Here is a 20,395-nt window from a genome sequence, read left to right as displayed (position 1 = left end):
ACGGCCTCGGCCACCTGCGCGTCGGTCCAGCCGGGTCCGCCCTCTGCCGCATCCGTCAGCAGCAGCATGCGCGCATGGCCCAGCGTGCGCGCCGCAGCTTTGCCCCGCGAAATCAGGCGATCCAGTTCAGTCCGCTCCTCAGCCGTCAGCGTCACTCGGTAGCGCTTGTGCATCGCTGCCTCCTGCCATCAACCGGCAGCAGGCTCGCGCCAACAAGCCCACACCGCAAGCGCGACAGAGCACTAGAGCATCGTCCCGAAAGGTGGCCGCCGGCTTTCGGAAAAAGACGATGCGAAACAAGAGGCTGGAACATCGTGCCAGATACGATATCCGGCACGTTGGTCTAGCGCGGCGCGGCCGCCCGGCGCAGCCGGTCGTTGATCGCCTCGCCGAGCCCGTCTTCCGGCACCGGCACCACGGCGATCACGGGCGCGCCGGAGGCGTCGAGGCGGCGCAGGGCTCCGAACAGGCGGGCGGCGGCCTCTGCCGGATCGCCGCGCGCGCTCAAGGACTCGACCGCCGCCGCCCGCTTCAGGCCGGCCGGACGAAAGGAGCCGAACAGCAGCACCGCCTCGCCGGGTTCGACGGTTCGCGCCTCGAGCCGCACCCCCGCCCGGGGGGCGTAGTGCGAGGCGAGCAGGCCCGGTCCCGCCGGGCGCGATCCCGGATCGCCGGCCGCCTCCGGATCGAAGCCGAGCGCCCCCGCGAGGGCCGCCCGCGTGACGCCGCCGGGGCGCAGCAGACGGGGTCGGCCGCCGAGGCAGGCGACCACGCTCGATTCCACGCCGACCGGGCATTCGCCCCCGTCGAGCACCGCGTCGATGCGGTGATCGAGATCGGCCAGGACATGGGAGGCGCAGGTGGGGCTCACCCGTCCCGAGCGGTTCGCCGAGGGCGCCGCCACCGGCCGGCCGGTGGCGGCCAGGAGGTCGCGGGCGACGGCGTGAGCGGGGACGCGCAGGGCCACGCTGTCGAGCCCGGCCCGGGCGAGGTCGCAGACCGTTCCGGTGGGTGCCGCCGGCACCACCAGGGTCAGCGGGCCGGGCCAGAAGGCTTCCGCCAGCCGAAGGGCGGCGGCGTCGAACAGGCCCTGGGCCCGGGCGGCCTGGAGCGACGCGACGTGGGCGATGAGAGGGTTGAAGCGCGGGCGGCCCTTGGCGGCATAGATCGCGGCCACGGCCTCCGGGTCCGTGGCGTCGGCTCCGAGCCCGTAGACGGTCTCCGTCGGCAGTGCGACGAGGCGCCCCGCCCGAAGCAGGTCGGCCGCCCGCGCGAGCCCGTCGGCGTCGGGGCTCAGGCGCAGCGTCGTGGCGGTTGACGGTCTGGCGTCCATGTCGGAGTGGAGATGGAAGAAGAAGGGCCGGCCGTAGACCCTCGGGCCGCAGGCCGTCAAACGGGATCGCCGCCTTCACGGGCGGTGGGAGGAGCGGTGAGGAGACCATGAGCTATCGCGCGCCGGTCGAGGACATGGCCTTCACGCTGCGCCACGTGGCGGGGCTCGATGCTGTGCTGGCGCGGAGCAGCGCCGAACTCGCACCCGAGGACGTGCCCGCCATCCTCGAAGAGGCGGGCCGGCTCGCCGGCGACGTGATCGCGCCCCTGAACCGCCCGGGCGACCGCCACGGCACCCCCTTCGCCGACGGCGTCGTGACCACCGCGCCGGGCTGGGTGTCGGCCTACCGCGCCTTCGTCGAGGGTGGCTGGAACGGCGTGCTCGCCGCGCCCGACTACGGCGGCCAGGGCCTGCCCCACCTCATCGCCGCCGCCTGCACCGAGATGTGGAACGGGGCGAACCTCGCCTTCGGCCTCTGCCCGCTGCTCACCGCCGGCGGCATCGAGGCGCTGGCCGCCCACGGCTCCGACGCATTGAAGGAGCGCTACCTCGCAAAGCTCGTCTCGGGCGAGTGGACCGCGACCATGAACCTGACCGAGCCGCAGGCGGGCTCGGACCTCTCCGCCCTGCGCACGCGCGCGGAAGCCCAGGGCGACGGCCGCTACCGGATCACCGGGGCCAAGATCTACATCACCTACGGCGAGCACGATCTTGCCGACAACATCTGCCACCTCGTGCTGGCCCGGCTCAAGGATGCGCCCGCGGGCACCCGCGGCATCTCGCTCTTCCTCGTGCCGAAGGTGCTGCCGGACGGAACCCGCAACGACCTGCGCTGCTCCGGGATCGAGCACAAGCTCGGCATCCACGCCTCGCCGACCTGCTCCATGGCCTTCGGCGACAACGGCGGCGCCACCGGCTGGCTCATCGGCGAGGAGAACCGGGGGCTGGCCTGCATGTTCACGATGATGAACTCGGCCCGGCTCAATGTCGGCCTGCAGGGCGTCGGCGTGGCCGAGGCCGCGTTCCAGAAAGCGCTCGACTATGCCCGCGAGCGCCGCCAGGGCCGTGCCCCCGGCGCGACCGAGCCGGTCAGCGCCATCGTCGCCCATGCGGACGTGCAGCGCATGCTGCTGACCATGAAGGCCTACACGGCGGCGGCCCGCGGCATCTGCTACCTCACCGCCCAGGGACTCGACGCGGCGCACGGCCCCGAGGGCAAGCCGGCGCATGACCGCGCCTCGCTGCTGACGCCGGTGGCGAAGGCCTTCTCCACCGACATCGCCAACGAGGTGACCTCGCTCGGCGTGCAGGTGCATGGCGGCATGGGCTTCGTGGAGGAGACGGGCGCGGCCCAACTCATGCGCGACGCGCGGATTCTCGGCATCTACGAGGGCACCAACGGCATCCAGGCGATTGATCTCGTCACCCGCAAGCTGCCGCTGAACGGCGGGGCGACGGTGGGCGCTCAGATCGCCTCGCTGCGGCGGGTGGCGGAAGCGCTGCTCAAGGACGGCGCTCCCGGTTTCGGCCACGCGGCGGCGCGCCTGCGCGAGGGCATCGGCAGCCTCGACCGGGCGACAAGTTTCCTGCTGAAGGCGTCGGCCTCCAACCGCCCGCAGGCGGCGCTGCCCGGCGCGACGCCCTACCTGCGCCTGTTCGGGCTGGTGCAGGGCGCGGCCTGCCTCGCGACCGCGGGGCTCGCCGCGAGCGCCGCGCTCAAGGCCGGCGAGACCGATCCGGCCCATGCCGCGCGCATCGCGCTCGCCCGCTTCTTCGCCGAGAACCTGTTGCCGGCGGCCGGCGGTCTGGAACAGGCGGTACTGTCCGGGGGCGACTTCGCCGACGACCCCGCCTTCGCCCTCGCGGGGTGACGGGTCACGCCACCGCGGACGGTCCGTAACCCGCCCAGAAGACCCGCACCGCTTCCGAGACCCGGTGACGGATCTCGGCCTCGTCCGGCGCCGCGCCGGCATTGAACAGCAGGCGCGTCAGCATCCCGGCTTGGCAGAGCTGCAGGAAGTGCTTGGCGGCGAGGTCCGTATCCCCGGTGCGCAGGCGCCCGGCCGAGACCTGGGCATCGAGATAGGCCTTGAGCCGCTCGACCCCACAGGCCGGGCCGGCCTCGTAGAAGGCCTGCCCGAACCGGGGGAATTTCTCGCAGGCGCCGATCACCATGCGGATGATCGAGACGTGCTCCGGCCGCGCCATCATCGTGAGATAGCTCGTGCCGAGCCGCGTCAGCACCATGCGCACGTCGGGGTCGTCGGCATCGAGCCGGAACAGGTTCTCGGCCAGCCCCGCCTTCGCCTCGGTGGTCAGGGCCTCGAACAGCGCCTCCTTGCTGTCGAAGTAGACGTAGAGCGTGCCTTTCGAGACGTTCGCGGTCTTGGCGATCTCGCCCATGCTGGCGCCATCGAAGCCGGAGGCCATGAAGACCTGGCGCGCGCCCTCCAGGATCTGCCGGCGCTTGTCGCTCTCGCCCGATGAGGCTGCTTGCGGGGCCGTCTGCCCCCGCTCCTGTGTCGCCGCGCCCGCCATCGCACTCACTCGCCGCTCAACCGCGTTGACCGAACCGTTCAGTCAGTGATAATTATCTCTCGATTGCCGACGGCGTCAACCTGACCCGCCGAGTGACCGAACGGTTCGGTCAATGGATGTCTGGGACTTCAGCCATGTCGCTTCGTGAGGATTCCGGCCGGTCGGAGACGGCCCTGGACAGCGTCGAGGAGGAGCGGGCCGAGGGCGGTCGTCCCCCGGCCCTGCGCCCGACCCCCGTCGCCGAGCCGGTGCCGCCGACCGCTGCCGCCAAGCCCCGGCGTCCGCTGCGGCGGGCGGTGCTGGGCCTCGTGCTCTGCGCGGCACTCGGCGGCGGCGCCTATGCCGGCTGGGACTGGTGGACGGTCGGGCGTTTCTTCGTGAGCACAGACGACGCCTACGTGCAGGCCGACATCTCGGTGCTCGCCGCCAAGGTCTCCGGCTACCTGGAGGCCGTCCCCGTGGTGAACGGGCAGGCGGTCCGGCGCGGCGCGGTGATCGCCCGCCTCGACGACGGCGATTACCGCCTCGCCCTGAAGGCGGCGCAGGACAAGGTCGCCACGCAGGAGAGCACCATCGCCCGGATCGGCCGGCAATCCGAGGCGGCGCAGGCTCAGGTGCTGCAGAGCGCGGCCCAGATCGACGCGGCGCGGGCCGACGCCGTGCGGGCCAGCGCGGATTACGGCCGCGCGACGCAGATGCAGGCCGATTACGTCGCGAAATCCCGCCTCGATCAGGCCAAGGCCGACCGCGACCGCACCGAGGCCGCAGTGAAGTCGGCCGAGGCCGCGCTCGCGGCGGCGCGGGCCAATGTCGACGTGCTGCAGGCGCAGAAGCGGGAGGCCGAGAGCCTCGCGGCGGAGCTGCGCACGGCGGTCGACCGGGCGCGGCGCGACCTCGACTTCGCGGTGATCCGCGCGCCCTTCGACGGCGTCGTCGGCAACAAGGCGGTCGAGGCCGGCGCCTACGTCTCCCCCGGCTCGCGGGTCGCCGCCCTGGTGCCGCTGAAGAGCGTGCGGATCGACGCGAATTTCAAGGAGACCCAGCTCGGCCGCGTCCGGCCGGGTCAGGAGGTCCATATCCACGTGGACGCCTACCCGGACCGCGACATCGTCGGCACGGTGGAATCGCTCTCGCCGGCCTCCGGCTCGGTCTTCAGCCTGCTGCCGCCCGACAACGCCACCGGCAACTTCACCAAGATCGTGCAGCGCCTGCCCGTGCGCGTCCACGTGCCGGAGGACGTCGCCCGCGAGGGTCTGCTGCGTCCCGGCCTCTCGGTGGTGGTGCGGGTCGATACCCGCGACGGGGCCGACGCCCCGGTCCAGCGGCTCGCCGCCCAACGCTGAGATTTTTTTTCGCCCCGCACAGGACCGGGCCGACCCAGCCGCTCATCCCGTTCGCACCCTCATCCTGAGGTGCCGGAGCGAAAGCGAAGGCCTCGAAGGATCATCCAGATCCCGCGCGATCCCTGGAGGATCCTTCGAGGCCCGCTTCGCGGGCACCTCAGGATGAGGGTGCGGGGTGGAACTCATCCCCGAACCGTCACCGAGGCGCCCCATGGCCGCCAGCGCGACCCTCGCCGCAAGCCCTGCCGCCGACCCGCCGATCGACCGCCGCCGCATGGTGGCGTTCCTGTGCATGGTGTTCGGGATGTTCATGGCGATCCTGGACATCCAGATCGTCTCGGCCTCGCTCAACGAGATCCAGGCCGGTCTCTCGGCCTCGGGCGACGAGATTCCCTGGGTGCAGACGAGCTACCTCATCGCCGAGGTGATCTCGATCCCGCTCTCGGGCACCCTGTCGCGGGTGCTCTCGACGCGCTGGATGTTCTCGATCTCGGCCGCCGGCTTCACGCTGATGAGCCTGATGTGCGCTACGGCCTCGTCGATCGGCGAGATGATCGTCTGGCGCGCCGCTCAAGGCTTCATCGGCGGCGGCATGATCCCGACCGTGTTCGCTGCGGCCTTCACGATCTTTCCGCCCTCCAAGCGCTCGATCGTCTCGCCGATGATCGGCCTCGTGGCGACGCTGGCGCCGACCATCGGGCCGACGATCGGCGGCTACCTGACCGACCTGTTCTCCTGGCACTGGCTGTTCCTCATCAACATCGTGCCGGGCATCTTCGTCACGGTCTCGACCTTCCTCCTGATCGATTTCGACCGGCCGAACCTCGACCTGCTGAAATCTTTCGACTGGGCCGGACTCGCCTTCATGGCGGGCTTCCTCGGCTGCCTCGAATACGTGCTGGAGGAGGGCCCGAACCACGACTGGCTGCAGGACGAGGCGGTGTTCGTCTGCGCCCTCGTCTGCGCGGTGTCGGCGGTCCTGTTCTTCGCCCGCGTGTTCACCGCGCGCCAGCCGATCGTCGACCTGCGCGCCTTCTCGGACCGCAACTTCGCCGCCGGCTGCGTCTTCAGCTTCGTGATGGGCATCGGCCTCTACGGCCTGACCTACCTCTACCCGGTCTACCTCGCCCGGGTGCGCGGCTACTCGGCCCTGCAGATCGGCGAGACGATGTTCGTCTCAGGGCTTTGCATGTTCGCCACCGCGCCGATCGCCGGCAAGCTCTCGGCCAAGCTCGACCCGCGGATCATGATGGCGATGGGATTCTCGGGCTTTGCCGTCGGCACCTGGATCGTCACCGGGCTGACCAAGGACTGGGACTTCTACGAGCTGCTCTGGCCCCAGGTGCTGCGCGGCTGCTCCCTGATGCTGTGCATGATCCCGATCAACAACATCGCGCTCGGCACCCTGCCCCCGGAGCGGATGAAGAACGCGTCCGGCCTGTTCAACCTCACGCGCAACCTCGGCGGCGCGGTCGGCCTCGCCCTGATCAACACGATCCTGAACGCCCGCTGGGACCTCCACCTCGCGCGCCTGCACGAGCGCTTCACCTGGGCCAACAGCGCTGCGCTGGAGCGCCTCGACGCGATGCGGCGCCAGTTCGAGGTGTTCGGGGGTGACGCCAACGGCATGGCGCTGAAGGCACTGAACAACACCGTGCGGATCCAAGGCTTGGTGATGGGCTTCGAGGACGTGTTTCTCGTCCTCACCGTGCTGTTTCTCGCCATGGCCTGCGGCACGCCGCTGATCCGCCGCCCGCGCGGGGCGGCGCCGGCTGGCGCGGGGCATTGAGGCCAGCGAGGCGGCCGGTCGTCGCGTCGTTCTTCCTCACGCCGCCTTGGCGCCCGCGGCCCGATCCGGGATGACGATGCGGAAGCTTGCCCCACTCGTCGTCTCGTCGAGGCTGAGGCTGCCGCCGTTGAGGCGGACCAGCTCCGAGGCGATGGCGAGGCCGAGCCCGCTGCCGCCGGCCCGGGTGGAGCCCTGGAAGGCGGCGAACAGGTTGGCCCTGGCCCGCTGGGGCACGCCGGGTCCGTTGTCGACCACGAGGACGGTGACGCTGCCCGCGCCCGCCGGGCCGCTGCGGTAGCCTTCGATCAGCACCGCGCCGTCCTCGGTCCGGGCGGCGGCATGGGCCTGCACCGCGTTGCGCACGAGATTGGTGAGCGCCCGCAGGAGCTGCTCGGGATCGACATCGATCTCCAGATCCTGCGGCGCGCGCACCTCCACGCGGATGCGGGCGGCGGGCATCAGGTCGGCGAGGTCGGTCAGCTCATCGAGGAGGGGGCCGAGCGCCACCCTGCGCCGCTGCGGGGTCGGCTCGGTGGCGCGGCCATAGGCGAGCGTCGCCTCGCAGAAGCGGATCGCCCGGTCGAGGGTCGCCACGAGGCGCGGCGCGATACGCTGTACCAGGGGATCGGAGACGCCCTCCAGCCGGTCGCCCAAAAGCTGGGCCGTGGTGAGCAGGTTGCGCAGCTCGTGATTGATCTTGCTGACCGAGAGGCCGAGTTCGGCCAGCCGCCGCCGCTGGCGCAACTCGCCGCCGAGTGCGACCTGCATCCGCGCCAGCGCGGTCTCGGCTTGGCCGATCTCGTCGGTGCGCGCCGAGAGCCGCGCCACCCGATCGGTGCATTCCGGGTCGTCGGCGAAGGCGGCGATGTCGCGGGCGAGCCGGACCACGGGCCGCACGATCGCCCGCTGGAGCACGAAGAACACGAGCCCCGCCGCGAGCACGGCGATGACGAGGCAGATCAGCAGCAGCCGCAGCGAGAATTCCGTGAGGGCCGCGCGCAGGGGGGCCTCGTCGAGCAGCACCTCGACCACGTCGAAGTTCCCCTGCCCCGCGCCGACGGCGCGGAGCGGCGCCTCGGCCGGGTGGAACAGGGTTCGGAAGGCGCCGCCGATCGCGGCGGCCCAGTTCCGGTCGCGCAGGTCCACCGTCTCGGCGACCGCCTCCGGCATCGGCCCGAGCGAGAGGACGCGCGCGCTCGCGCCCTCGCGCACGATGATGGCGCGGGCGCGGATGTCCGTGAGCAGGCGCCGGGTGGTGTCCTCCGAGACGTTCCCCTCGGGGGCCGCATGCAGGACCAGGGCGGCGACGCGCGCGGCCGCGACCCGGTCCGAGATCCGCGACAGCCGGTAGCTGGCCACGACCGGCAGGTAGATCAGGATCTCCGCCAGCACGACGAAGGCGACCGTGAGCAGGAACAGCCGGCCCGACAGGCCGAGCCGCAGGCGCGGACGCAGCGTCTGCGCGGACCCGGCCGATGCCTCGATATGCCAGGGTAGGGCAGCGAGAGCCGCCGGTCTGTTCTGCGCCGCTTCTCCCGGTTCGGTCGGCCGGCCGGAAGTCGGTAGGCGGGGCCGTCTCACGCGTCACCCGTCGTTGTGTCGTTCCATCGCGGTCGAAGGGTACGCTCGGCTCCCGGCACCGCCATCGATCGCACAGGTTGCGCGGGCAGCCGGTGTCACGCACCATTCGCTTGTGCGCAAGTCTTATGCGCGGAGCGTCCGCCGCTCAAGCCGTCGGCGCAGATAAACCGACAGGAGCGCGAATCCCGCCAGCGCTCCCAGAGCGGCCACCATGCCAGGTGTGACGAGTGCGCGCAGGTCGATGCTCTCGGCGCAGTCGGTTCCCCCGGCGGCGAGGCAGGTCGCCTTGGCCGCGTCCCGGGCGGAGAGGAGGTCTTCGAGGCCGGCCCCGAGGCCGGCATATATGAACGCCCCCGGCGTCAGGCCGAGCAGGGTGGCGAGCGCGAAGGTGCGAAGCCGGACGCCGAAGGCGGCCGGGGCGAGGTTGGTGATCCAGTAGGGGAAGATCGGCAGCAGCCGCAGGATCAGGATGTAGCCGAACCCGTCGCGGCGGAACCCTTCCGCGAAGCGCCAGATCCGCGGGCCGGCCTTGCGCCGGATCAGGTCGCCCGCGGCGAAGCGTCCGACCGAGAAGACGATCGCCGCGCCCGTCGTCGAGGAGCCGATGGCGATGAGCGCGCCCGTGATCGGGCCGAACAGCAGGCCCGCCAGCACGGTCAGCACGAGGGTCGCGGGCAGCGAAACCACCACCGAGCCGATATAGGTGAGGCAGGCGAGCGCGATCGCCCGTATCCGGTCCTCGGCGATCAGCGCCTGGAGCCCGACCCGCGCCTCGGAGAGGCGGTCGAGGTCGAGAAAGTGCGTGCCGCCGGAGGCGAGGATGCCCACCGAGAGCGCCGCGAGCGCCGCCAGAGGCAGCCAGCGCAGCCAGGGGCGGCGCGGGCCCGAGGGTTCGGGCACGCCCTCCGGGCCGTTCCTGTCCCCTGTCCCGTCGCGCGGCGGGCTCCCTGTCGTCATCCGGCCTTCCCCCGCCGCCGGCCCATCCCGGGCGCTCTCGCCTCAGGTCTTCCTCACGTCTTCTTGCGCATCCGCAGGATCTTGAAGAAGCCTCCGGGGAAGGTCGGCTTGAGGCCGACGACCTCGACGCCGTTGCGCTCGGCCCAGGCCTCGATGCGGGTGGACTTGAAGTCCGAGGACCAGCCGATCTTGGTGCAGAGCGGCGCGACGATCTCCTCGACCCGGGCGACCGGTCCGGCGGACTGGCCAAAATGGTTGGCGAGGACGATGCCGCCGCCCGGCCGCACCACCCGCAGGAACTCCGACAGGGCGGCTTCCGGGTTCGGTACCAGGGTGATCAGGAACTGCGCCACCACCGCGTCGAAGCTCGCATCGGCGTAGCCGAGGCGGCAGACATCCATGACCTGGAGGCCCTTCACGTGGCTCAGGCCCTTGCGGCGGACCTTGCCCCGAGCGCGTTTGAGCATGTCCTCGGAGAGATCGACGCCGCAGACGAAGCTGTCGCGGGGGTAGTAGCCGAGCGACAGGCCGGTGCCGACGCCGGCCTCCAGCACCCGCGGCCCGTGGGCGACGGCCGCCTCGACGGCGGCGCGGGCGGCGGGCTCGGTCAGCTTGTCGTAGACGACGTCGTAGACCGGCGCCCAGCGGGCATAGGCCTTGCGCATCAGCTCGGTGGTCGGCCCGGCCTCGGGCGCCCGCTCGCTCAGCATATAACCGTCACCCTCTCCGATCGCGGCTCACGACGCTTGCCGGCTCGGGCACGGGCCCGTACGCGGCCCGGAGCGCGTGAACGTCAGTGAAACTTGGAAAAACCTGAATCCGCACGGCGTGAAGCGACCCCATCAGGCGGCCTCGGCGGCGCCTGCCTGCAACGCGCCGATGCGCCGGATGGTGCCGCCGCCGAGCACCTGCGCCCGGGGGCCGTCGTCGGCGTAGATCACGCAGGCCTGACCCGGCGAGACGCCGTCCTCGGGCGCGACCAGTTCGATCTCGGCGCAGGCCTCGGCCGCGTTCCAGGACAGGCGCGCGGGCCGCGGCTCGCGGGTCGAACGCACCCGCACGGCCACGGGCCGATCCCCGATCGCTTCCGGCGCGCCCTCCCCGAGCCAGTTGAGATCGGTCAGGCGGATGCGGCGGGTGGCGAGCGCCGCGCGGGGGCCGACGACGACGCGGGCGGTCTCGGGCTCGAGCCGCACCACGTAGAGCGGCTCGCCGACGGAGAGCTTGAGGCCGCGGCGCTGGCCCACCGTGTAGTGGATGATGCCCTCGTGCTGGCCGAGCCGGCGGCCGTCGAGATCGACGATCTCACCGGGCCGGGTCGCCTCGGGCCGGAGCTTGGCGATCACGTCGGCGTAGCCGCCCTGGGGCACGAAGCAGATGTCCTGGCTGTCGGCCTTGTCGGCCACCGCCAGCCCCAGGTCGCGGGCGAGCGCGCGGGTCTCGTCCTTGGGCCGCTCGCCGAGAGGAAAGCGCAGGTAGGCGAGCTGCTCGGGCGTGGTGGCGTAGAGGAAGTAGCTCTGGTCCCGGGCCGGATCGAGGGCGCGGTAGAGGGCGCGCCCTCCGTTCGCGAGCGGCCGGCTCGCCACGTAGTGGCCGGTCGCCAGCGCCTCGGCGCCGAGATCGCGGGCGAGCCCGAGCAGGTCGCGGAACTTGACCGAGCGGTTGCACTCGACGCACGGAATCGGCGTCTCGCCCGAGAGGTAGCTCTCGGCGAAGCGGTCGATGACCGATTCGCGGAAGCGATCCTCGTAGTCGAGGACGTAATGGGGGATGCCCAGCGTCTCGGCCACGTTGCGCGCGTCGTGGATGTCGCGGCCGGCGCAGCAGGCGCCCTTGCGGTGGGTCGCCGCGCCGTGGTCGTAGAGCTGGAGCGTGACGCCGACGACGTCGTAGCCCTCGCGCTTCAACAGCCCGGCCACCACAGAGGAATCGACGCCGCCCGACATGGCGACGACGACGCGCGTCTCGTGCGGGGGCTTCGGAAGATCCAGCGAGTTCATGGCCGGTGATTGGGGCCGTCTGCCGGCCGGTGGCGGAGCCTTCGGGCGCACGCCGGGCTCGGCGGAGCGCGGGCGCACCCCGCGTCTATAGCGATCCCGGCCCCGACTTTCCAGGCATGGGCGCGCGATGAGCCGATTTCCGGTGGCGAAGGGCGGATCGGGCCGCGCCCGGGCTCGGCAGATCCTGCCGGGTGGCCGGCAGATCCGGCCGCCGCCGCGCGGGGACGGATCGCGGGCGGTTCACCTTTCCACTGCTTTTTCAGAGGCTTGGCGGTGCGTGCCGTCTGGTGCGCGGCTTGCTCCGGCAAGGCGGGCTTCGGCCTGACAAGGAATGGGCGGTATGGCGGTCTGGCGCGCGTACAGGATGGAGAGTGTTCTCAGGCAGGCCGCGCGACTGCCGGCTGCTCCCGCGCGCGGAGCCGAGAGCCCGCGCTTCGCGCTGGAGGCCGAGGCGCGCAAGCCCGCGGCTGCGGCCGCTTCCCTCCGCCGCACGACCCCTGCTCCCGCCCCGGACCGGACTCGGGAAACTGCCGCGGCCGAGAGCCGGCAGGTCCGGAGCCCGTCGTCCGACCGGCCCAAGCCCGCGGGCGCGGCGCAAGCAGCTCCCGAACCGGGTTCCCCCGCTCAGTTGAGCACGCGGCGCGACCGCCCTGCGGCAGGGTCGGAGCGCGCCTCGGCCCAGGCGATGGCCGACCCGGCGACACCCTCCGCTTCCGCCTCCGAGCGGGCGCGCCCCGAAGACGGCGAAGCGCTGCAGGGAAAGCTGGCTCAGGAAGCCGCTTCGCAGGAAGTCGCCGCCGCAATGATCTCCGATACGGAAGCCGCCTCGGAGTCGGAGGAGACGCCGCCCGCCTCGGACGAGGAGGCCGCGGCGGCCGAGCCCGCCCTCCTCCTCGCCCCACCACTCTCCGCGCCGCCTCCGTCCGTGTCCGTCGCGGCCTCGGCTGTCCCGGCGGGAGCGGCGGCGTCCGCCTCCGCGGGAGCGCCGGCTGCCGTCGCTTCGCCAGCCGCCGGAGCGCTTGGGCCGATCGCCTCTCCCGCTGTCGCCGCCGCGAGCCAAGCCGAGCCGGGATCGCTCCCGGCCGAGGCGCACAAGGCGCAGACGGAGTCCGTGGCCGGAGCGGACGCGCAAGCGGTGCCCACCGCTCCGGCGGAGGGCAAGGCGGGCTTCGACGCCCTGCTGGCCGGAATGCAGGCGGGCACGGACGCCGCCCCGACGCCGACGAGCCCCGTGGCCGCCCCGTCCGGGACGGCGGGAATGCAGGGGGCGGCGCCCACGCAGGGGGCTGCGCCTACGCAGGGCGCGCAGACGAGTGCGCCGCAGCCCGCCGCGCCCGCGACGCCGCCGGTTCCGCTCGGGGCCGTGGCCATGACGATCGGGCTCCGCTCGCTCGCGGGGATGAACCGTTTCGCGATCCGCCTCGATCCGGTCGAACTCGGCCGCATCGACGTGTCGCTCGATCTCGACACGGCGAGTGGGCGCGCCCGCGCGCACCTCGTCGTGGATCGTCCCGAGACCCTGGCCCTGCTCCAGCGCGACGCGGGCTCCCTGCAGCAGGCCCTGGCGCAGGCGGGCTTCGACCTCGCCTCCGACGCGGGCGGCAGCGGGATCGACCTGTCGCTGCGCGGCGAGGGTGGTGGTGGCCGGCAGGGCGAGCCCTCCGCCCGCGGCCGCCCCGAGGGCCTGCCGGGCGGGCGGGACGAGCTCTCCGCCCTCGACCTCGTTCCCCTGCGACCGCTGCGGGCGCTGGGCGCCCTCGACATCCGCATCTAGAGCCTCGTCCTTCCGTTCCGGATGAAGACGAGGCTCCACGTCACGACGCCTTCAGACTTTTCCAGCGAGCCGGCGGCTTTCGCGCCCGCTCCCGCCTCAGGATGACGCCATGGCCTCCGGCATCGCGAGCAGCACCAGCATCACCGGCGCCAGCGCCGCCTCGACCACCGACGCCAAGTCGATCGCGGGCAATTTCACGCAGTTCCTCACCCTGCTCACCACGCAGCTGAAGAACCAGAACCCTCTCGACCCGCTGGACACCAACCAGTTCACGCAGCAACTCGTGCAGTTCGCCGGCGTCGAGCAGCAACTCAAGACCAACGACTCCCTGGGCTCGATCCTCACCAACGCCAAGGCCTCGGCCACCGCCTCCGCCTCCGGCCTGATCGGCAAGACGGTGACCGCGGACGGCGCCACCACGGACCTCATCGACGGCAAGGCCAACTGGACCCTGACGCCTCAGCGGGCGGCGGCCCGGGCGATCGTCACCATCAAGGGGACGGACGGCACGATCGTCGCCACCAAGACGACGACGCTCAAGGCCGGCGCGCAGGCCTTCGACTGGGACGGCACTTCGACCTCCGGCCTCTCGGCCGCGGCCGGAAAGTACACGATCACCGTCGATGCCCTCGACGCGACCGGCGCGAAGGTCGCCGTCGACACCAAGGTGTCGGGCGTCGTGGACGGCGTCGACCTCAGCGGCTCTGAACCGGTGCTGACGATCGGCTCGGCGCGCGTGCCGGCCTCCAGCGTCAAAAGCCTCACGACATCAGGCTCTTGACGCATGTCGAGGTCGCCATCGAACGATTTGTCCACACCCGCGCACAGCGGACGAATCGCATTCGAGCGACCGACTTCAAGAACTTTTAAGCGGGCGCAAGTAGCTTGGAGGTCGACAGGTCAGTCGAGTGTAGAGCGTATCATGACCGAAACACCCCGGCCGCGCGTGAAGTATGTGATCGGCCCCGACGGCAGTCCTCTGACGATCGCCGATCTTCCTCCCGTCACGACTCGCCGCTGGGTCATCCGCCGCAAGGCCGAGGTCGTCGCCGCCGTCCGCGGCGGCCTTCTCAGCCTGGAGGAGGCCTGCCAGCGCTATACCCTGACGACGGAAGAGTTCCTGAGCTGGCAGTATTCCATCGACCAGCACGGGCTGGCGGGGCTTCGCACCACCCGCATCCAGCACTACCGGCACTGATTCATCAGTTCCCACAGACCGTTGCGCGCCGAGCCTCGCGCAGCGCAGGAGGAGCCGCCACCGGAAGCCGGGGCGGCTCTCGTTGTTTCCGGCCCACCCTTTCGCGGGACGCGGGCGGCCGTTCGTGAACGGGATCGGGCCGGCGTTAACGCCTCGCTAACCACGCACCGGGCAATTCTTGCCGGGCGGACCGCGATCCCTCGCGGCCGCACTCGCGTCGTGGGCGTGCTCGGCCGTGAAACCCATCCTGGAACTGGTGACGAAGCTCGGGCCCGCGCGCCTCGCCGCGATGGCGGCGGTGACGCTGACGCTCGTCGGCTTCTTCGCCTTCGTGATCCTGCGGGTCTCGCGCCCCGACATGGGGGTGCTGTTCTCCGACCTCTCGCTCCAGGATTCCTCCGCCGTCATCCGCGAACTGGACGCGCGCGGCATCGTCTACGAGACCAAGGGCGAGATGGGCCAGACCCTGCTCGCGCCCCGGGCCGACCTCGCCAAGCTGCGCATGGATCTGGCCGGCAAGGGCCTGCCGAGCCAGGGCGGCGTCGGCTACGAGATCTTCGACAAGGGCGACGCCTTCTCCTCCACGAGCTTCGTCCAGAACGTGAACCATCTGCGGGCGATGGAGGGCGAGCTCGCCCGCTCCATCCGCGCCATCGGCCGCGTCCAGGCCGCCCGCGTCCACCTCGTCATGCCCGAGCGGCGCCTGTTCGAGCGCGACCGCGAGGCGCCCTCGGCCGCCATCGTCGTCAAGCTCATGGGCGACCTCGATGCGAGCCAAGTGCGGGCGATCCGGCATCTGGCGGCCTCCGCGGTCGAGGGCCTGAAGCCCGAGCGCGTCTCGATCGTCGACGAGCGCGGGCGGCTGCTCGCCGACGGCGCCCGCGGCGCGGAAGCCGACGGGGCGGGCGCCCTGGAGGAGCGGCAGGCCGGCATCGAGCGGCGCCTGCGGGGGCAGATCGAGGAGATCGTGGCGGGCATCGTCGGCCAGGGCCGGGCCCGGGTGCAGGTCGCCGCCGAACTCGACCTCAACCGGGTCGAGAGCCGCTCGGAGAGCTTCGATCCCGAGAGCCGCGTGGCCCGCTCGACCCAGACCCGCACGGAGAATTCTCTCACCGGCGGCGCCGAGGGGCAGGTCAGCGTCGGCAACGAACTGCCCGGCGCCAATCAGAACCCGGCCCCGCCCGCGCAGAAGGATTCGACGCAGAAGAACGAGGAGACCACGAATTACGAGATCTCCCGCGTCACCAAGGTCGAGACCCTGGAGGGCGGGCGCCTCAAGCGCCTCTCGGTGGCCGTGCTGGTGGACGGGGTCTACGCCCCCGGCGCCGACGGCAAGCCGGCCTACCAGCCGCGCTCGGATGCCGAGATCGCGCGCATCGCCGCCCTGGTGCGCACGGCGGTCGGCTACGACAAGGCCCGCGGCGATCAGGTCGAGGTGGTCAACCTGCGCTTCGCCGAGGCGCCGGCCGCCCCCGACTTCGTCGAGCCCGGCCTGGTCCAGTCGCTCCTGAGCCCGACCAAGGACGAGGTGATGCGGCTGGTGGAACTCGCGGTTCTCAGCCTGCTCACCCTGATCGTGCTGATGGCGGTGGTGCGCCCGCTCCTGCGGCGCGTGCTGGAAGCCGAGGCGCCGGTGGCCTCCCTCGCCGGCCCGGCCGGCGCGCTCGCTCTGGCCGGGGCCGGGGGCGAGGTGCCGGCCGAGATGGCGATCCGCGACAACAGCACCAACCGGTTCCTCGAATCGGCCAAGCTGACCGGACAGATCCAGGCTGAGACGGTGGAACGCGTGGTCGACATGGTGCGGGCGAGCCCGAACGAGACCGTCGAGGTGCTGCGCAACTGGATCCACGATTCCTGAGAGGCTTGAGATGAGGCGGGATCGCGAGAAGGGAGTGGGTCGGTGGTCGCGGGCGTAAACTTCAACGCAGCCATGGAGAGCGTGGACTCGTCGTCCGCCTTCGCCACGATGCCCGGTCCCCACCGCGCCGCCGCCCTGCTGCTGCTGCTCGGCGAGGAGGAGGGCGCGCCGATCTGGCAGCGCCTCGACGAGGACGAGGTCAAGCTCGTCAGCCACGCGATGGTGCAGCTCGGCTCGCTCGAAGCCGGCACGGTCGAGCGGCTGATCGTCGATTTCGTCTCGCGCCTGTCCTCGGGCGGGGGCATGACCTCGAACTTCGAGCGCACCGAGTCGCTCCTGCTCAAGATCTTTCCCCCCGAGCAGGTCTCCTCGATCATGGCGGAGATCAAGGGCGCGTCGGGCAAGCGCGTTTGGGCGAGCCTGACCCAGATCGATCCCGAGATCCTCGCGAACTTCCTGCGCAACGAGTACCCGCAGACCGTCGCGGTGGTGCTCTCGAAGGTGCGGGCCGACTACGCCGCCAAGGTGCTCACCATCCTGCCGGAGGAGTTCGCCATCGACGTGCTCAACCGGATGCTGCGCATGGAGACGGTGCAGAAGGAGGCTCTGCGCCACATTGAGGAGACCCTGCGCACGGAGTTCGTCTCGACCATCGCCCAGACCACCCGGCGCGACGCGCACGAACTCATGGCCGAGGTCTTCAACGCCTTCGACCGGCAGACCGAGACCCGCTTCCTCGCGGCGATCGACCAGGCCAACCGCGGCTCGGCCAAGAAGATCCGCCAGCTCATGTTCACCTTCGAGGATCTGCTGAAGCTCGATCCGGGCTCGGTCCAGACCCTCATGCGCAAGGTCGACAACGACACCCTGTGCCGGGCGCTCAAGGGCGCGGACGAGCGGGTGCGCGCCTTCTTCATGCGGCAGATGTCGACCCGCGCCGCCAAGAACCTCACCGACGAGATGGGCTCGATGGGGCCGATCCGCCTCAAGGAGGTCGATGAGGCGCAGGCCAAGATGACGGAACTCGCCAAGGACCTGGCCGAGAAGGGCGAGATCATGATCGCCAAGAACGGCGGCGAGGAGGAGTTGGTCTATTGAGTGCCCGCGGCTCCCGCCCCTTCCTGTTCGACACCGATTTCGGTCGTCCGCGCGGGCCCTCCCCCGCCGATGCGGAGGCCGCCGCGCGCACCGAGGCCGAGCGCGCCGCCCTTGAGGCGGCGGCCCATGCCCGCGGCCTCCAGGCCGGCCGGGCGGAGGCCGCGGCCCAGGGGCAGGCCCGGCTCGCCGACGCCCTCACCCGGGTCGGCCTCGCCGCGGCCGCGCTCCTCAACCAGTCCGACGCCCGCGATGCGGAGCGCGAGGCGCAGGCCCTCGATTTCGCGGGAGCGCTGGCGCAGCGGCTCGCGGGCGAGGCCCTCGCCGCCCGTCCCCTCGCCGGGGTCGAGGAGGCGGCCCGCGCGGCGCTGCGGCACCTGCGCGGCGTGCCCCACCTCGTCCTGCGGGTGAGCGAGACCATCGTCGACGAGGCCGAAACCCTGATGCGGCGCCTGTCCCGCGAGCACGGCTTCGAGGGCCGCCTAGTGGTGCTCGGCGAACCCGACATGGCGCCCGGCGACGCCCGCCTCGAATGGGCCGATGGCGGCATCGTGCGCGAGCGCGCCCGCATCGCCGCCGCCGTCGAGGCCGCCCTTTCCCCCTGTTCCGATCCCGCCGAGGCCTAAAGCCGATGTCGAGCGACGATTTCAGCCTGCCCCAGCTCAGCGAGGGCGATCTCTCCTACGAGGAGGGCGGCCCGGCTTCCGTGCGCGACGCGCCGACGAGCCCCAAGAGCGCGGCGGACCTCGAACAGGTCTTCGACGTGCCCGTGGTCGTCTCGGCGGTGCTGGGCTCCTCGCGCATGCCGATCGGCGACCTGCTGCGGCTCGGCCCCGGCGCCGTGCTCGAACTCGACCGCAAGGTCGGCGAGGCCATCGACATCTTCGTCAACAACCGCCTCGTCGCCCGCGGCGAGGTCGTGCTGGTCGAGGAGCGCCTCGGCGTCACCATGACCGAGATCATCAAGAACGACCACTGATCCTCTGTCCCACCCTCGCCCTCATCCTGAGGTGCCGCAGCGAAGCGGAGGCCTCGAAGGATCCTCCAGGGATCGCGCGAGCTCTGGAGGATCCTTCGAGGCCGCTTCGCGGCACCTCAGGATGAGGTGGCGGGTGGGCGAGACGGGTCGGACGGCAAACCTTTTCGGAGAAACCACCCCATGCGGCTGCTCATCGTCGGACGGCTCTCGGGCGAACTCGTCACCGCCTCCAAGATCGCCATGAACCGGGGCGCCTCGGTCACCCATGCCGACGGGATCGACCAGGGTCTCGCGGCCCTGCGTGCCAAGGGCGGCGACCTCGTCATGGTCGATGTCGGGCTCGACATCGCCCGGATGGTGCGGGCGCTGGCCGACGAGCGCATCCGTACGCCCGTGGTGGCCTGCGGCATCGCCTCGGACGCCCGCGCGGCGGTGGCGGCGATCCAGGCGGGCGCCAAGGAGTACATCCCCCTCCCCCCCGATCCCGAGCTGATCGCGGCGGTGTTGGAGGCGGTGGCGGCCGATGCCCGCAGCTTCGTCTGGCGCGACACCTCCATGGAGCGCGTCGTCCGGCTCGCCGAGCAGGTCGCCCGCTCGGAGGCCTCCGTGCTCATCACCGGCGAGAGCGGCACCGGCAAGGAGGTGCTGGCCCGCCACGTCCACGCCAAGTCGAACCGGGGCGCCCGCCCCTTCGTCTCGGTCAATTGCGCGGCAATCCCCGAGGCGCTGCTCGAATCCGAGCTGTTCGGCCACGAGAAGGGCGCCTTCACCGGCGCGGTCGCCCGCCGCATCGGCCGGTTCGAGGAAGCCAATGGCGGCACGCTGCTCCTCGACGAGATCTCGGAGATGGACGTGCGGCTGCAATCCAAGCTCCTGCGCGCGCTCCAGGAGCGGGTGATCGACCGGGTCGGGGGCGCGGCGCCCGTCAAGGTCGATATCCGCGTGCTCGCCACCTCCAACCGCAACCTCGCAGAGGAGGTGAAGAAGGGCACGTTCCGCGAGGACCTGTTCTACCGCCTGAACGTCGTGCATCTGCGCGTGCCGCCGCTGCGGGAGCGCCACGCCGACATCCTCGAACTCGCCGCCCACTTCGCCCGCAAATACGCCGAGCTGAACGGCGTGCCGGTGCGCGCCCTCGCCCGGGAGGCCCAGACCCTCGTCGCCCGCAACCCCTGGCCCGGCAACGTGCGCGAATTGGAGAACACGATCCACCGTGCGGTGCTGCTGGCGCAGGGGGCGGAGATCGGCCCTGAGGCGATCCTGAGCCCGGAGGGCGACGCCTTCGCCGCGCCCGCCGCCGCGGCGGGTCCGGCCGAGCGGGCGGCGAGCGCGGCGGGCGCGGCCACCCGCGGCCTCGTCGGGCGCACCGTGGCGGATGTCGAGCGCGACCTGATCCTCGACACCCTCGATCATTGCCTCGGCAACCGCACCCACGCCGCGCGCATCCTCGGCATCTCGATCCGGACGCTGCGCAACAAGCTCAACGAGTATGTCGAGGCGGGCGTGAGCGTGGCCGAGCCCGGCGGCGTGCGGGCGGTGGCGGCCTATGGCTGAGGCCGCCCGAGGGGGCCTCAGCGCTTCTTGCTCCGGGTGAACTGCGCCTCGTATTCCGCGTTCTGCGCCATCCGCGCCTGCTCGATCTTGCGCAGGGTCAGGAAGCGGATGATGTCGAACTCGACGTCGCGGATCGTCTCCTCGATCAGGTGGCGCTGGAGCAGGATGCGCGGATCGTCCGGGGCGAGGTTCTCGCGGTCCTGGAGCCGCTGCACGGCCTGACGCACCACCGTGTAGACCTGTTCGCGCTCGTCCCGGCCCATCGACGGGGTGACGGCGCGGGCGATGAGGTCTGTGAAATCCGCCATGGAAGCCGAAGAGGAGGATGGGGAGGCGTCGGGCGGCCCCGTCCCTGGGAGGTTCGGGGCGCAGGCCGCGGGATCGTCTTAGAGCATC

18 protein-coding genes are annotated in these 20,395 nt (G+C 71.6%); 11 read left to right on the top strand and 7 right to left on the bottom strand.

Annotated features, from left to right (window positions below; genetic code table 11):
• Positions 1 to 343: 343 nt before the first annotated feature.
• The gene (locus tag ACPCJR_RS24740; RefSeq protein ID WP_391515994.1) at positions 344 to 1,333 is read right to left on the bottom strand and encodes an L-threonylcarbamoyladenylate synthase; all 990 of its coding nucleotides are present in this window, start codon (positions 1,331 to 1,333) and stop codon (positions 344 to 346) included.
• A gap of 107 nt (positions 1,334 to 1,440) precedes the next feature.
• On the opposite strand from ACPCJR_RS24740, the gene ACPCJR_RS24735 reads away from it, so the two are divergent.
• On the top strand, positions 1,441 to 3,204 hold the full coding sequence (locus ACPCJR_RS24735) for an acyl-CoA dehydrogenase (RefSeq protein ID WP_391515918.1): 1,764 nt from the start codon (positions 1,441 to 1,443) through the stop codon (positions 3,202 to 3,204).
• A gap of 4 nt (positions 3,205 to 3,208) precedes the next feature.
• Here the strand turns inward: ACPCJR_RS24735 and ACPCJR_RS24730 are convergent, their stop codons facing one another.
• Complete coding sequence (locus tag ACPCJR_RS24730; protein ID WP_391515996.1) at positions 3,209 to 3,871, bottom strand: TetR/AcrR family transcriptional regulator; 663 nt, start codon at positions 3,869 to 3,871, stop codon at positions 3,209 to 3,211.
• Positions 3,872 to 4,005: 134 nt separating this feature from the next.
• Here ACPCJR_RS24730 and ACPCJR_RS24725 point away from each other — a divergent pair, with 134 nt between their 5' ends.
• Entirely contained in the window at positions 4,006 to 5,214 is a 1,209-nt protein-coding gene (locus tag ACPCJR_RS24725) for an HlyD family secretion protein (RefSeq protein WP_391515919.1), read from the top strand.
• A gap of 211 nt (positions 5,215 to 5,425) precedes the next feature.
• A complete protein-coding gene (locus ACPCJR_RS24720) occupies positions 5,426 to 7,003 on the top strand; it encodes a DHA2 family efflux MFS transporter permease subunit (protein ID WP_391515920.1) in 1,578 nt (525 codons plus the stop codon).
• A 36-nt stretch (positions 7,004 to 7,039) separates the two neighbouring features.
• On the opposite strand, the gene ACPCJR_RS24715 is transcribed toward ACPCJR_RS24720, so the two are convergent.
• From ACPCJR_RS24715 to mnmA, 4 genes are all read right to left on the bottom strand, one after another.
• Positions 7,040 to 8,584 carry an ATP-binding protein gene (locus ACPCJR_RS24715; protein WP_391515922.1) on the bottom strand — a complete coding sequence of 515 codons (1,545 nt, stop codon included), beginning with the start codon at positions 8,582 to 8,584 and terminating at the stop codon, positions 7,040 to 7,042.
• 123 nt (positions 8,585 to 8,707) lie between these two features.
• Positions 8,708 to 9,541 (bottom strand): TVP38/TMEM64 family protein, encoded by an 834-nt coding sequence (locus ACPCJR_RS24710; RefSeq protein WP_391515924.1) that lies wholly within the window; start codon positions 9,539 to 9,541, stop codon positions 8,708 to 8,710.
• A gap of 53 nt (positions 9,542 to 9,594) precedes the next feature.
• On the bottom strand, positions 9,595 to 10,251 hold the full coding sequence (locus ACPCJR_RS24705; protein WP_391515926.1) for a class I SAM-dependent methyltransferase: 657 nt from the start codon (positions 10,249 to 10,251) through the stop codon (positions 9,595 to 9,597).
• 132 nt (positions 10,252 to 10,383) lie between these two features.
• The gene (gene mnmA / locus ACPCJR_RS24700) at positions 10,384 to 11,541 is read right to left on the bottom strand and encodes a tRNA 2-thiouridine(34) synthase MnmA (protein ID WP_391515928.1); all 1,158 of its coding nucleotides are present in this window, start codon (positions 11,539 to 11,541) and stop codon (positions 10,384 to 10,386) included.
• 1,111 nt (positions 11,542 to 12,652) lie between these two features.
• On the opposite strand from mnmA, the gene ACPCJR_RS24695 reads away from it, so the two are divergent.
• The 8 genes from ACPCJR_RS24695 to ACPCJR_RS24660 all read left to right on the top strand — a co-directional run bounded on the left by ACPCJR_RS24695 (position 12,653) and on the right by ACPCJR_RS24660 (position 19,999).
• Entirely contained in the window at positions 12,653 to 13,315 is a 663-nt protein-coding gene (locus ACPCJR_RS24695) for a flagellar hook-length control protein FliK (protein WP_391515930.1), read from the top strand.
• 109 nt (positions 13,316 to 13,424) lie between these two features.
• A complete protein-coding gene (locus tag ACPCJR_RS24690; protein ID WP_391515931.1) occupies positions 13,425 to 14,096 on the top strand; it encodes a flagellar hook assembly protein FlgD in 672 nt (223 codons plus the stop codon).
• A 141-nt stretch (positions 14,097 to 14,237) separates the two neighbouring features.
• Positions 14,238 to 14,513, top strand: a complete 276-nt coding sequence (locus ACPCJR_RS24685) for a DUF1153 domain-containing protein (protein WP_009865968.1) — start codon at positions 14,238 to 14,240, stop codon at positions 14,511 to 14,513.
• A gap of 235 nt (positions 14,514 to 14,748) precedes the next feature.
• The gene (gene fliF, locus ACPCJR_RS24680; protein WP_391515933.1) at positions 14,749 to 16,371 is read left to right on the top strand and encodes a flagellar basal-body MS-ring/collar protein FliF; all 1,623 of its coding nucleotides are present in this window, start codon (positions 14,749 to 14,751) and stop codon (positions 16,369 to 16,371) included.
• A gap of 42 nt (positions 16,372 to 16,413) precedes the next feature.
• Positions 16,414 to 17,469 (top strand): flagellar motor switch protein FliG, encoded by a 1,056-nt coding sequence (gene fliG, locus ACPCJR_RS24675; protein WP_391515935.1) that lies wholly within the window; start codon positions 16,414 to 16,416, stop codon positions 17,467 to 17,469.
• Positions 17,466 to 18,092 (top strand): flagellar assembly protein FliH, encoded by a 627-nt coding sequence (locus tag ACPCJR_RS24670; protein WP_391515937.1) that lies wholly within the window; start codon positions 17,466 to 17,468, stop codon positions 18,090 to 18,092. Before fliG ends, ACPCJR_RS24670 begins: the two co-directional genes overlap by 4 nt.
• Before the next feature lie 5 nt (positions 18,093 to 18,097).
• A complete protein-coding gene (fliN, locus tag ACPCJR_RS24665; protein WP_110352408.1) occupies positions 18,098 to 18,445 on the top strand; it encodes a flagellar motor switch protein FliN in 348 nt (115 codons plus the stop codon).
• 180 nt (positions 18,446 to 18,625) lie between these two features.
• The gene (locus ACPCJR_RS24660; RefSeq protein ID WP_391515938.1) at positions 18,626 to 19,999 is read left to right on the top strand and encodes a sigma-54-dependent transcriptional regulator; all 1,374 of its coding nucleotides are present in this window, start codon (positions 18,626 to 18,628) and stop codon (positions 19,997 to 19,999) included.
• Between the two features lie 17 nt (positions 20,000 to 20,016).
• Here ACPCJR_RS24660 and ACPCJR_RS24655 read toward each other — a convergent pair whose 3' ends face one another.
• Positions 20,017 to 20,307, bottom strand: a complete 291-nt coding sequence (locus tag ACPCJR_RS24655; protein WP_391515940.1) for a hypothetical protein — start codon at positions 20,305 to 20,307, stop codon at positions 20,017 to 20,019.
• Between the last annotated feature and the right edge of the window lie 88 nt (positions 20,308 to 20,395).

It is taken from the genome of Methylobacterium sp. NPDC097929, assembly GCF_049543375.1.
GTDB lineage: Bacteria > Pseudomonadota > Alphaproteobacteria > Rhizobiales > Beijerinckiaceae > Methylobacterium.
Note: the sequence above shows the minus strand (reverse complement) of the source record. Positions and strands in the feature narration are given on the sequence as shown.

Coding starts and splice junctions, on each gene's coding strand:
- ACPCJR_RS24740 (WP_391515994.1), bottom strand. CDS start 1,333: ATGGACGCCAGACCGTCAACCGCCACGACGCTGCGCCTGAGCCCCGAC.
- ACPCJR_RS24725 (WP_391515919.1), top strand. CDS start 4,006: ATGTCGCTTCGTGAGGATTCCGGCCGGTCGGAGACGGCCCTGGACAGC.
- fliN (WP_110352408.1), top strand. CDS start 18,098: ATGTCGAGCGACGATTTCAGCCTGCCCCAGCTCAGCGAGGGCGATCTC.
- ACPCJR_RS24730 (WP_391515996.1), bottom strand. CDS start 3,871: ATGGCGGGCGCGGCGACACAGGAGCGGGGGCAGACGGCCCCGCAAGCA.
- ACPCJR_RS24720 (WP_391515920.1), top strand. CDS start 5,426: ATGGCCGCCAGCGCGACCCTCGCCGCAAGCCCTGCCGCCGACCCGCCG.
- ACPCJR_RS24710 (WP_391515924.1), bottom strand. CDS start 9,541: ATGACGACAGGGAGCCCGCCGCGCGACGGGACAGGGGACAGGAACGGC.
- ACPCJR_RS24705 (WP_391515926.1), bottom strand. CDS start 10,251: ATGCTGAGCGAGCGGGCGCCCGAGGCCGGGCCGACCACCGAGCTGATG.
- ACPCJR_RS24660 (WP_391515938.1), top strand. CDS start 18,626: ATGCGGCTGCTCATCGTCGGACGGCTCTCGGGCGAACTCGTCACCGCC.
- ACPCJR_RS24735 (WP_391515918.1), top strand. CDS start 1,441: ATGAGCTATCGCGCGCCGGTCGAGGACATGGCCTTCACGCTGCGCCAC.
- mnmA (WP_391515928.1), bottom strand. CDS start 11,541: ATGAACTCGCTGGATCTTCCGAAGCCCCCGCACGAGACGCGCGTCGTC.
- ACPCJR_RS24685 (WP_009865968.1), top strand. CDS start 14,238: ATGACCGAAACACCCCGGCCGCGCGTGAAGTATGTGATCGGCCCCGAC.
- ACPCJR_RS24690 (WP_391515931.1), top strand. CDS start 13,425: ATGGCCTCCGGCATCGCGAGCAGCACCAGCATCACCGGCGCCAGCGCC.
- ACPCJR_RS24655 (WP_391515940.1), bottom strand. CDS start 20,307: ATGGCGGATTTCACAGACCTCATCGCCCGCGCCGTCACCCCGTCGATG.